Below are 11,486 nucleotides of genomic sequence, written 5' to 3' on the forward strand. Positions count from 1 at the left end.
GGCACAATCAAAAGATCATCCGGTTCCAGCAAGCTGGTCACCAGCGTAATGGCCGCCATGCCGGTGCAGGTCACTACGCCGGTTGCACCTTGCTCAAGTTCAGCCAGGGCTTCACCCAGAATGCAGCGGGTAGGATTTCCCGAGCGGCTATAGTCAAACTTGCGCGGATTTTTGTGGCCGTCGAAGGAATAATTGGTCGACAGATAAATGGGAGGAACCACGGCGCCATGCTGGGTGTCACTCTCGATGCCCTGACGCACCGCGATGGTGGCTGCTTTGCGCTGTGTCATGTTGTGTTCCTCCGATTCGGCGACGATAGCAATAAAGATGTCTGGACGTCTAAATTAACTCAGACAGATACTCAGCGTCAATAGGCATAAAGACGTTTAGACGTCCAAAATCCACATAAACAACCGAAGTTTGGTGCGTTTTAGCAGCAATAATTTGACTGTAGTTTGTAAGGGTTTAAAATCTGCTGCGAAATTTGGATTTAACAGGTGAGTCAATGACTGAATGGAATGGCGAATACATCAGCCCGTACGCTGAGCACGGCAAAAAGAATGAGCAGGTGAAAAAAATCACCGTATCCATTCCTTTGAAAGTGTTGAAAATCCTGACAGACGAGCGCACCCGCCGCCAGGTTAACAACCTTCGTCATGCCACCAACAGTGAACTCCTGTGTGAGGCATTTCTGCATGCCTATACCGGCCAGCCACTGCCTGATGACGACGATCTGTCCAAGGATAAGCCTGACTCAATTCCATCCGAAGCCAAAAAGTTGATGGACGAGATGGGCATTGAGTGGGAAGACATGGAGTAAATCTCCGGTCACACCAGCACAAGGACCTCTCAGGGTCCTTGTGTCGTTTCAGGAGCAGGTAAATGTTGTCCGATCCCCTCACTCTGGCGCTGGCGCTGTTCATTATTTTCAGTGGTGCACTAATCCAAAGTCTGATTGGTTTTGGTCTTGCCGTAGTGGCAAGCCCGCTGTTGTATCTGGTTGAACCTGAATTGGTGCCTGTGCCTGTAATTCTGATGGGCTTTTCCATCGCCCTGCTCACCTTACTCAGAGAGCGCAGTTCTCTAGAGTTTTCCGGACTGCAATATGCGCTGCTGGGGCGGGTTCCCGGCGGTATCTTGGGTGCCGCACTCTTACTGGCAGCACCGGCCCCAGTGCTTGGACTTGCCATTGCCGCCATCGTATTCCTTGCAGTTGCCTTGAGCCTGGCACGCATAAACGCCCCCATAAACCGCTTCACCCTGTTTATTGCCGGTACAGTGTCCGGCATCTTTGGCACCATAGCCGCCATTGGCGGGCCACCGATGGCGATACTGCTGGCAGGTAAAGACCCCGGTAAGTTCCGCGCCGCCCTGTCTGCCTTTTTCATTTTCAGCTCGCTGATTGCTCTGAGCATTCTGGCCTTTGCCGGCCTGGTGACTAAGGCTCAGCTGTGGTGGTCCGTTACCCTGCTGCCTGCTGTGCTCGCAGGCTATTGGGTCGCAGGCAAACTGCTTGGCAGAGTCGATAAACAAAAAACCAGAGTCGCAACCCTGGTTTTATGTAGCCTCAGCGCATTGCTGTTGACGTTGAAGTCGATTGCTCAGCTCTAAGCCTGAATGCGCGGCTGAGAGTACTAGTGTTAAAAATGATATGAACTCTGCAGCACAGCGCCCAGGGTGTCATCGTCGCCCCACATACCAGTGAGGTCGAGTTTGAAGCCATCACCAATCCGGAAACCTGTGCCCACAGAGTAGAGATCAGCTGTCATATCATTCAGATCCTGACGATAGCCAAGCCTCAGCGACAACCAGTCCAGCGCCTGCCATTCGCCACCCAAACGCCAGTATTTGGTGCCTTCGAGGCCGACAAACTTTTCATTGTCAGTTAAATCCAAATCGGTACTCAGTTGCCAACTGGCGGTGGCATAAGCGGCACCCACTGTCACCATAGGACCGGCGCGGTATTTAAGCTGCACACCTTCCGACTCCACGGTTTCCAGCTCACGCTCAATTAAATTGCGCCCCACCAAACCCAAAGTCAGACCCTGTATCGGCATGATGGCGAGCCCGGCATCCAGATTAAAACCCGTGTCATCGTTGCTGTAATCGTCGCTGTCAAAATCACCCGCATCGAAGTTGTTGGCGCTTACAGCATAATTGAAGCTGTCGAGCCGCTGCAGCTTGGGGGTCAAACCGATAGTCACCGGCATGTTAACGATGGATAAAGGCATGCTGACCGAGAGCGCCAGCTCAGAAGATGCCCCGGCAATAACCCGCCCCTGAGAAGTCAGGTCATCGAGTTCAGGGGGATTCATTGGGTCGAGGGTTTCCAGCATCAGCAAGTCTGCATCACTTATATCGGCTACAGCTACACCATCAAGATAACTGCGATAATACACGCCCCAGCTAACGCCCTTGGAAGGCATGGCAAAGCTGAAACCTAAACCGGCAGAGCCGTAAGCAGTATTACCATCAAGCCCCTTAAGATCTGCAAGCAAGGCGGCACGGTACATGTCAATAGCGTCAACATCCCCGCTGGTGATGGCCGCGTCGAGACCATCGTAGTTATCTTCAAGGGTATCGAACTTATCGGCCATATTGTCTTTGTCCGACACTTCGGCCCCCAGCACAGGAATAAGCAGACCAAAGTCCCCTTCGGTATAACCGGGCAACGACAACAGCGCCGGATTCATCCAAGGGGCTGCCTCCAGGCTGGCTGATGCCACGCCAGTGCCGCCCATTGCATCACTGCGGGCCTCAAACACATCCTGCGCACACAATCCATACTGGCTGAACATCAGCCCCAACGTGGCTGCCACGAGCTTTATTTTCATCACTTTCTCCCCCCGGCATCGTTCTTTTACCGCATACAGCAAGCCTCCTGAAAGCGTAGCTCAGCCATAGGGGATTGGCTGAAAATTTACGCAAAAAAAGCCCGCGAAATGCGGGCTTTTGGCTGAATCGATTCAAGCGGTCAGGACAGGTAAGATTGTCCGGCGTAAAGGATAAAGTGCCGAAGCGCGAGCACCCCAATCAGACTGGCGCAGGCCGCGGTGACCATGGCGCTGCGGCCGTGTTTACCAGTAAAACGCAACAGCAATGGCACCCCAAAGCCGATGGCCACTACCCCAATCCAGAACACGGCTGCCCACACCCCACCGGTGAGAGAGGCCAGCGCCGCTGCCGCCGCGCCACCTTTGAAATACAGCGCGGTAAACAGCATAAACAGGAACAGCATTTCCATGCCCATCACCGGCAGCTCGAAGGCGTGTTGCCGCTCAAGGTCACCAGAGGAGCCACCAGAGTGGTCGCCCGAAGCCTGACTGCCATACTTATCGCCACCAAACATCAGCACCGCCAGCAGGCTGTTGGCCGCCGCACCCGCCGATAAACCCGACCCCAAAAACAGCGCAGGCAGCACCGCGGTATTGAGCATGGGATAGGCGTTCATGGCGGAAATCAGGAAACCGGTATAGGCCCCCACCACCAGAGACAGCACAAAGAGCGCTCCCTCCAGCATGCCGCGAAGCTTGCCAAGGCCATCGGCAAGGCCGCCGAGGAAACCCAGCCCCCACTTTGGCAGCTCGTCTTTGAGCACCACCAGCGCATAGGCGAAAGTCAGCGGAATGTATGCCAGGAGCGCTATCACCCCAATCGACATCACCGAGCTTAAGTTGTAGTTAATCAAAATCAGCCAGAAGTGGAACGGCTTGGTCAGGTCGAACACCAGACACAGCATTCCCAGGCAAATAGCGATGGGCGCAATCAAGGCGGCGGCCTTGAGCACGGCGCTTTCCCCTAGACTCTGGCCAGCGCCCTGGGTTTGGCCACGAAACCAGCGCAGACCAATCCCCATCAGCAAACTGCCCGCCGACAAACCGGCCATAAAGAGGTACACCGCAATCACCCAATGCCAGGTAATGCCGTCGTACTGACTCATATCACCCCAGATATTGTTCATAATCAGATACCTCCACGCTTGGCTGGAATACGGTACAGCCTGGGTTTGGTGCCAAGATGTGTCTTGTCCTGATAGCTCACCTTGGTGGCAAGCAGTTTGGACACCTCGCTGGCAGGGTCTGCCGCATCACCGAAACAGAGCGCATCTGTTGGGCATACAGTGACACAGGCGGGTTGTTCACCCCGGGCAAGGCGGGTTTCCTTACAGAAGTTGCACTTGTCCGCCACCCTGGTTTCGGGGTTCATAAAGCGCACCTTGTAGGGGCAGGCGGCCACGCAGTACATGCAACCCACGCACTTCTCGGCCTTGATAGACACAATGCCATCGTCACCAACGTAAGCGGCGCCGGTTGGGCACACCTTGACGCAGGGCGCATCCTCACACTGCTGGCACGACACCCGGTTGTACTTGAAGTGCAAATGGGGTGCCTCACCGAAGGGGCCTTCGATGCGTACCTGCAAGCGGCTTACGCCATCGGGTACCTGATTGATGCTGCGGCAAGCCACGCTACAGGCCTGACAGCCGATGCACTTGTTCTCGTCGTGCACCATTACGTATCTTTTGCTCATAGTCCGGGCCCCCTTATGCCTTTTCCAGGATCACACCCGTGGTGTGCACGTTCATGCCGCAGACAGGCGCCGTCATATTGGGCAGCAGGTTTCCACAGTGGATCCCCTTGCCGCTGGCACGCACCAGCTCACGGTTTTTCGAGCCAAAGCCCATGTAAGCAAACAGGGTATCCGGGCGAATGCCCTTAGTGACGAGCGCCTTGCCTTCTTCCACGCCCACGCTGGATTTAAGCCGGATAGCATCGCCATCCTTGATACCAAGCGCCTCGGCAGTACTGGGGTGCACCCACACGGCGTTGTCCGACATCAGGTTGGCCAGCATAGGGATATTGTGGGTGGCACCATTGGTGTGCACCGCCACCTTACCCTGAATGAAGTAGAGCTCATCAGGCTGCTTTAAGGTCACGGGCCGGTACTTGATGCCGCCGCGGCCCGGGGCCATGGCTTCCACCTTGGGGCTCACCAGTTCTATCTTGCCGCTGGGGGTTTTGAACTTGAGCAGGCTGGCGTAACTGCCGTCCTCATCCGCGACATGGGCGCCGGGATAGGCAGTCACAAACTCCTGCACCATGGATTTTTCACGCAGCATCAGCGGCTTGCCATAGCTGACAAAGCCCTTCTCCTTGATGTGATTCAAAAGCGCCACATCCTTGTTGGCCTGCAACAGTTGCAGGGTTTCCATGGTCTCCCAGGGGTAGTACTTGTCCATGCCCATCTCAAGACCCAGCTCGCGGAAGATCTGCCAGGACGGCTTGGTATCGCCAATCACGTCCACCACCCGCTGACGCACGTAGTAGCCGGGACTCTTGCCGGACTTGTCGCTGATCTCTTCATCACGCTCAAGGTAGGTAGACTCGGGCAAAATCAAATCAGCCCAGGCGGCGGTTTCGCTGATATACACGTCCACCACGGCCACAAAATCGAGCTTTTTCAGCGACTCAACCACCTTAGCGCGGTCAGTCATGGTTTGCATCGGGTTGGTACGGCACATTACCCAGCCGCGCAGCTGGTAGGGTTTGGCCTCCAGGGTGGCATCGATAACCGACTGATAAATACCGCCCTCACTCCACATCATGGCGTACTGCTCATCCACCTGGTCGATACGCTTGGCCGTTGGCTTGGGCATATCCGCCACGCCGGGCTTACCCAGCACAGGCGCAACGGCTTCACCGGCAAGCTTGTTGTAACCGGCCGCCTTCTGGCCAAAGTAGATACCGCCCTTGCGCTCAAAGTTGCCAATCAGCACGTTGGCCGCGTACAGCGCCCGGCGCATATCAAACTCTTCCGGGGTAAAGGTGGCGCGGTGACCAAAGTCCACCACCGCATGGGGCGCGGCCTTGGCAAACTCGCGGGCAATGCGGCGGATGTCTTGGGCGGGCACATCGGAAATGGTTTCTGCCCACTCGGGGGTATAGGCGCTGACTTCGGCGGCAAAGACCTCGAAGCCTTCAACGTAGCGCTCGATAAAGGCCTTGTCGTAGAGGTTTTCGCTAATCAGTACATGGCACAGCGCCAGCGCCACCGCCACATCAGAGCCGGGACGAATGGCGTACCATTCATCGGCCTTGTCGGCCACGATGGAGAAGCGTGGCTCAAACACCACCAGCTTGGCGCGCTTGTCGGTTTGCGCCTTCATCATGGCGCGGGTTTCGGACATATTGATGCCTTCGTAAAGGTTATGGCCGAAGTTGATGATGTATTTGGAATTGCCCAGATCCCGCTTCACCTTGCCACCGAACATGGCCTTGGCAGCTACCACATAGGCACCGGGGCAGGTAGATGCGTGGGTAAAGGTATTGGGGCTGCCAAAAGCCTTGGCAAAGTGGAACAGATGGCCCGACAGCGAGCCCGACTTGGATGAAAAGGCCACGGCCTCGGCGCCGTGTTCGCGGCGAATTTGTTCAAGCCGCTGGGCGAGGATGCCATAGGCTTCGCTCCATTCGATTTCCTGCCACTTGCCTTCACCGCGCTCGCCGACACGTTTCAGGGGTTTTACCAACCGCTGTGGGTCGTACAGTAAGCTGTGGCCGGCACCGCCCCGGGCACACACCTTGCCACCAAAGGACTTGGCTGCCGCGTTACCTTCGATATACACGGCCTTGCCATCCAAAACCCTTGCCGAAATCGGGCAACGGGTGGAGCACATTTCACAAATACTCGGAATGGCTTTTTCACTTCCACTGAGGGGCTGCGCCCCCATGGCCGCCAGCGTCCCCGGCAGCGCCGTGGCCAGAGCACACCCCGCCCCGGCCGCACCGGCACCTTTGAGAAAGTCGCGCCTGCAGAGCTCTATCATGGTTTCCTCCAAATGCCCAAAGGGCAGAATGGGATTAGCGTTATCGTTCTTCTGTGGCGAATGACGGGCATTCACCGGCTAATGCCATTGTCTGCAGGGCGTGTTGGCGGGGGTATTGTGGAAAACCACATAGCGCGCCCCTTTGTGATACAGGCAACACTAAAAGTCCGGGCCGCTGTAAACAGCCCCCCTGGAGAAAGCGGGTTTGACACGACACAGGATAGATTGACTCTCGTTAGCGGCGAATCCGACAGCCCAATCAGAAGTCATTAACAGGACCGACAAAGCAGTGAATCCAACGCCAACACACCCCTAAAGAGGTAGTTAAGTGGGGCGTGATATTCAAAAACGTCACATAGATCACACACTGTTAACCAGTGTTTTCGACCATGAATTAGTGATCACCAGCATTTAAAATCACTATTTTTCATAACATTACCAACTATCCATTAGATTTTTTTCAATGAATTTTTTATCAATTAGATAAATTTCATAGATCTGATCGACTTCAAATTTCCTTATCGCACCTTTTGTTAAATTTTAGGCAACAGGAAAACCAGGGAGCCAGGCTCCCCACTCAGGGAAGAAAACCAGCCAACCCGCGAAAGGAAGAATATGATGAAAACCACTTACTCAATTGGCCTTGGACTGCTCCTTGGCCTGGTGCTGGGCAGCAGCGCCCTGGCAGCCGACGGCGGTAACCCCAAGAAAGGTAAACACCTCTACAAAAAAGAGTGCAAGGTTTGCCACAGCAAGGGCGACGCAGCCGGTGAACTCACCCCCATGACCAAGACCATGGCTCAATGGGACAGATTCTTTGAGAAGGATCTGCACAAGGGCAAACCCGAAGTCTTCCAAAAGCTGTCTGAAAAAGATCTGAAGGATATTCAGCAGTTTCTCTATGACCACGCAGCTGATTCCGACCAGCCACAGACCTGCGGCTAAGCGGCATCAGCCCAGGCGGCTAAGCCTCGCCCGGCATTAACGGGCAGACACCAGCAATAACTTCCCGGGTTGCGGGATATATGGGGTAAACCCCAGGGCCTAGTGCAACCCAAATTCGACCGGTAAGACCGGTCAGGAGCGTGAGTATGCGTACCCTTATCTCTCTGGCAGTGGCAAGTGCACTGGGATTCACTCCCTTACTGTTTACCCCTCAGTCGTTGGCCGCTGATAACACCGCAAATAACGACCAGGCCAAAATCGAGCGGCTGCAGCAAAAAATTGATGAACTGTCCGAAGAGCTGGCAGACCTTGACAGCCGGGTTAATAAAACCGAGCGCCACACGGCGCTGGACCGGATTAATTTAACAGGTGATTTTCGCACCAAGGTGCACTCGCTGCACTACCGCAATGTCACCTGGAACCCCGGCATCAAGATGAACTTTGATGACTTCGGCCGCCGTGCCATGGCCGGTGAATACGGCGACCCCATGGATCCGACCTCACCCCTTGGCAAGATGATGGCCGCCAACCCGGATATGGCCGCCGCCTTTATGGGTGGGCAACTCTCCGGTGTGATGCCCTGGGCTCTCGGCAGCGCAAACACCTACGATATCGACAACGACCTCTTTTACACCACCCGCCTGCGCCTCGATATCAAGGCCAATGTGTGGGACAACGTCAACTTTGCCGGTCGTTTGTCCATGTACAAAAACTGGGGCGACTCCACCGGGGTTCAGGTCTTTGATTCCTGGCGTTCCTTCTCCATGGATGGCACCAATTCCGGCAACACCAGTGGCGACTGGCTGAGGGTAGAGCGGGCCTATTTCGACTGGAAAAACATCGGTGGCAGCGAGTTCTATCTGTCTATCGGCCGCCGCCCATCCACCTATGGCCCTCCTTCACATATCCGCGAAAATGAACAGCGGGGCGGCACGCCTTCCGGTCACCTGGTGCACTTTAACTTCGACGGTGCCACCCTGGGTTATAACCTAGGTGAAATCACCGGCATCGAAGGCCAGGTGGTGCGCTTCTGCTACGGCCAGGGCTTTGAATCCCAGTGGGGCAATGGCGAGCTGTTTGGCAATCTGGTCACAGAAGACACCCACCTCGGCGGCTTAAACATTGACGTCATCAACGATGGCAACCACTTCGTGCAGCTGACCCTGTTTGGCGCTATGGACATCAACGATGGCTTCAAGGGTTCCATGGCCTTCCCCAACGAACTGGCGGCCATTTTCGCCCCCACCATGTATCAGGACATGCAAAAGTTCGACAGTTTCAACTTCGTCACCCGGGTACAACCCAGCGGCGTAATTGGCGACATGTTCCTGGGTGGCCTCGGCTACGTGTATGAATCTGATGAAGATTTTAAAGCATTCGCCTCCCTTGGCTGGACCCGTGCCGAGTCAAACGGCAATGCAGGCATGTTTGGCGGCCTGCTCACAGACGCTACCTTCACCGGCAAACTCAGCGCCGATGGCAGCGAGCTGATGATGGTGCCGTTGGCCGCCGAGAGTGATGCCTCCCATGACGGCTACGGCGTCTATATCGGAATGCAAATGCCCGCGCCATACGGCAAGTTCGGCCTCGAGTACAACTACGGCTCCAAATACTGGAGCCCCTTCACCCAGGCTCAGGACGACCCTATTGGCAGCAAGCTCGCCACCCGTGGTCATGTGGTCGAAGCCTACTACCTGTTCGACGTGAACCCACGGATGTTTATCAAGCTCGCCGGACTTTACTACGACTATGAGTACACAGGCTCAGGTACCCCGGTGGGCGCCCCAGTGAAGGTGGATGACGTAATGGCAGGCAGCGCCGTATCCCTGCTGCCGGTGGTGGACACCGCCATGGACATCAATGCCTCACTCACAGTGAAGTTCTAACCTCTCAAGGCCCCGGCACTGCCGGGGCAGGAGTTTGACCATGAGAACAATTTTCTCCCAATGGGCACTCGCCCCCCTGTCCGGCCTGATGCTGCTGGGCAGTGGCATGGCAGTGGCCGATAATCCCCACAATGAAGCCATCGAAGGCCCCTTCGCCTCAGGCACCGAGGTCACCCAGCAGTGTCTGGCGTGCCACGAAGATGAAGCCCACGATGTTATGAAAACCTCCCACTGGAGCTGGAGCCTGACCCAGGAACTGCCCGGCCGCACAGTGGAGCGGGGCAAAAAGAACGCCATCAATAATTTCTGTACTTCGATTGCCGGTAACGAGCCGCGCTGCACCAGCTGCCACGCGGGTTATGGCTGGAAGGACAGCAGCTTTGATTTCACCGATGCCTCCAAAGTAGACTGTCTGGTGTGTCACGACACCACGGGCACCTACATCAAAGATCCGGCAGGCGCCGGTGAGCCGCTGGCCAAGGTGGACTTGGAAAGGGTAGCCAAAAATGTCGGTAAGCCGGTGCGCGACAACTGCGGCAGTTGCCACTTCTACGGTGGCGGCGGTGATGCGGTGAAACACGGGGATCTGGACTCTTCCATGGCCTACCCCGACAAGGCCACCGATGTGCACATGGATTCAGATGGCAACGACTTCCAATGTCAGGCATGCCATACCACTGAGTCCCACGCCATCAGCGGTAATGCCATGGGTGTGTCTCCCGGTGGTATCGACCATATTGGCTGTGAAAACTGCCACGAAGGCGCGCCGCACAAAAACAAGAAAATCAACCAGCACACAGCCACTGTGGCCTGCCAGACCTGCCACATTCCCTTCTTCGCCCGTAACGAAGCGACCAAGATGAGCTGGGACTGGTCAACCGCAGGCCAGGACAGGGAAGAAACCCTGGACGAGTACGGCCGCAAGACATTCCAGAAGAAAAAAGGCAGCTTTACCTGGGGCAAAATGGTTAAGCCCGCCTACGCCTGGTACAACGGCAAAGCCGGTGCCTACATGGCTGGCGACCCCATCAAGGCCGATGAAGTGACCCGTCTTTCCTATCCTCTCGGGGATATTCAGGATGCAGGCGCAAAAATCTACCCCTTCAAGGTGCACACAGGCAAGCAAATCTATGACAAGAAACACAATATTCTTGCCACGGCCAAAACCTACGGCGAAGGCGGTTACTGGAATGATTTTGACTGGGATAAAGCGGCCAAACTGGGGATGGAAGCCAACCCGACGCTGAAGGCCAAAGGTATCAGCTATAGCGGTGAATATGGCTTTGCACCAACTGAAATGTGGTGGCGTATCAACCACATGGTGTCACCCAAGGAAGAAGCGCTCAAGTGTAATGACTGCCACAACGGCGGTGACCGCCTCGACTGGAAAGCACTGGGTTATGACGGCGATCCAATGAAAAACAAGCAAGGCCCAAGACACAACTCAAGCAATTGATAACAGAAGGAAACCGACACACGATCATCGCCCGCACGGCGGGCATCTCCACCAGCGTGTTGGCCTTCCCCGCTGGGCACCACAACTTGATATCTCCTGCATACACTCCAGGCACTCGCTCCCGCCTGAGCCGGCAGCCTAAGCGTTTGAGGCTGCCGGTCTCTTTAACACTTCCAGGTAAAAAAGGCTTTGGCATCCAGCGGCTTGGAATCGACATAACCCTGAATTAAGCTCACGCCCTGCGAGCGCAGATACTCAAGCTGCACGCCATTCTCAACCCCTTCGGCAATCATCTTCAGTTCGGATTCCTTGGCAAAGGAAATTGTCGATAACCACCTTGTCGGTTTTCAGGGGATTCATCATTAATCGAATA

At 55.5% G+C, this 11,486-nt stretch carries 11 protein-coding genes; 5 read left to right on the forward strand and 6 right to left on the reverse strand.

The genetic code is table 11. The annotated features are described in order from the left end of the window. Positions 1 to 290 (reverse strand): PLP-dependent transferase (locus ABYK60_RS17430; RefSeq protein ID WP_372873274.1); only part of this gene is annotated, 290 nt, incomplete at its 3' end. A 215-nt stretch (positions 291 to 505) separates the two neighbouring features. Between ABYK60_RS17430 and metJ the strand changes: the two genes are divergently transcribed. Both metJ and ABYK60_RS17440 read left to right on the forward strand, forming a co-directional pair. Further along, positions 506 to 820: a met regulon transcriptional regulator MetJ gene (gene metJ / locus ABYK60_RS17435; protein WP_372873275.1), complete on the forward strand. Its 315-nt coding sequence runs from the start codon at positions 506 to 508 to the stop codon at positions 818 to 820. 62 nt (positions 821 to 882) lie between these two features. Continuing rightward, complete coding sequence (locus ABYK60_RS17440; RefSeq protein WP_372873276.1) at positions 883 to 1,611, forward strand: sulfite exporter TauE/SafE family protein; 729 nt, start codon at positions 883 to 885, stop codon at positions 1,609 to 1,611. A gap of 29 nt (positions 1,612 to 1,640) precedes the next feature. On the opposite strand, the gene traF is transcribed toward ABYK60_RS17440, so the two are convergent. From traF to phsA, 4 genes are all read right to left on the reverse strand, one after another. Next, positions 1,641 to 2,834 (reverse strand): conjugal transfer protein TraF, encoded by a 1,194-nt coding sequence (gene traF, locus ABYK60_RS17445; protein ID WP_372873277.1) that lies wholly within the window; start codon positions 2,832 to 2,834, stop codon positions 1,641 to 1,643. A 140-nt stretch (positions 2,835 to 2,974) separates the two neighbouring features. Next, positions 2,975 to 3,961 carry an NrfD/PsrC family molybdoenzyme membrane anchor subunit gene (nrfD, locus tag ABYK60_RS17450; RefSeq protein WP_372873278.1) on the reverse strand — a complete coding sequence of 329 codons (987 nt, stop codon included), beginning with the start codon at positions 3,959 to 3,961 and terminating at the stop codon, positions 2,975 to 2,977. A gap of 2 nt (positions 3,962 to 3,963) precedes the next feature. Then, on the reverse strand, positions 3,964 to 4,530 hold the full coding sequence (locus ABYK60_RS17455; protein ID WP_011761283.1) for a 4Fe-4S dicluster domain-containing protein: 567 nt from the start codon (positions 4,528 to 4,530) through the stop codon (positions 3,964 to 3,966). Positions 4,531 to 4,543: 13 nt separating this feature from the next. Further along, positions 4,544 to 6,826: a thiosulfate reductase PhsA gene (gene phsA / locus ABYK60_RS17460; protein ID WP_372873279.1), complete on the reverse strand. Its 2,283-nt coding sequence runs from the start codon at positions 6,824 to 6,826 to the stop codon at positions 4,544 to 4,546. A 615-nt stretch (positions 6,827 to 7,441) separates the two neighbouring features. Here phsA and ABYK60_RS17465 point away from each other — a divergent pair. The 3 genes from ABYK60_RS17465 (at position 7,442) to ABYK60_RS17475 (ending at position 11,113) form a co-directional block, all read left to right on the forward strand. Further along, entirely contained in the window at positions 7,442 to 7,771 is a 330-nt protein-coding gene (locus ABYK60_RS17465) for a cytochrome c (protein ID WP_372873280.1), read from the forward strand. Positions 7,772 to 7,917: 146 nt separating this feature from the next. Then, entirely contained in the window at positions 7,918 to 9,657 is a 1,740-nt protein-coding gene (locus ABYK60_RS17470; RefSeq protein WP_372873281.1) for a DUF3373 domain-containing protein, read from the forward strand. Positions 9,658 to 9,745: 88 nt separating this feature from the next. After that, positions 9,746 to 11,113 carry a tetrathionate reductase family octaheme c-type cytochrome gene (locus ABYK60_RS17475; RefSeq protein ID WP_372873282.1) on the forward strand — a complete coding sequence of 456 codons (1,368 nt, stop codon included), beginning with the start codon at positions 9,746 to 9,748 and terminating at the stop codon, positions 11,111 to 11,113. Between the two features lie 164 nt (positions 11,114 to 11,277). Here ABYK60_RS17475 and ABYK60_RS17480 read toward each other — a convergent pair whose 3' ends face one another. Then, positions 11,278 to 11,436, reverse strand: a complete 159-nt coding sequence (locus ABYK60_RS17480; RefSeq protein WP_372873283.1) for a hypothetical protein — start codon at positions 11,434 to 11,436, stop codon at positions 11,278 to 11,280. Positions 11,437 to 11,486 lie beyond the last annotated feature (50 nt).

The organism is Shewanella sp., from assembly GCF_041630135.1.
Classification (GTDB): domain Bacteria; phylum Pseudomonadota; class Gammaproteobacteria; order Enterobacterales; family Shewanellaceae; genus Shewanella.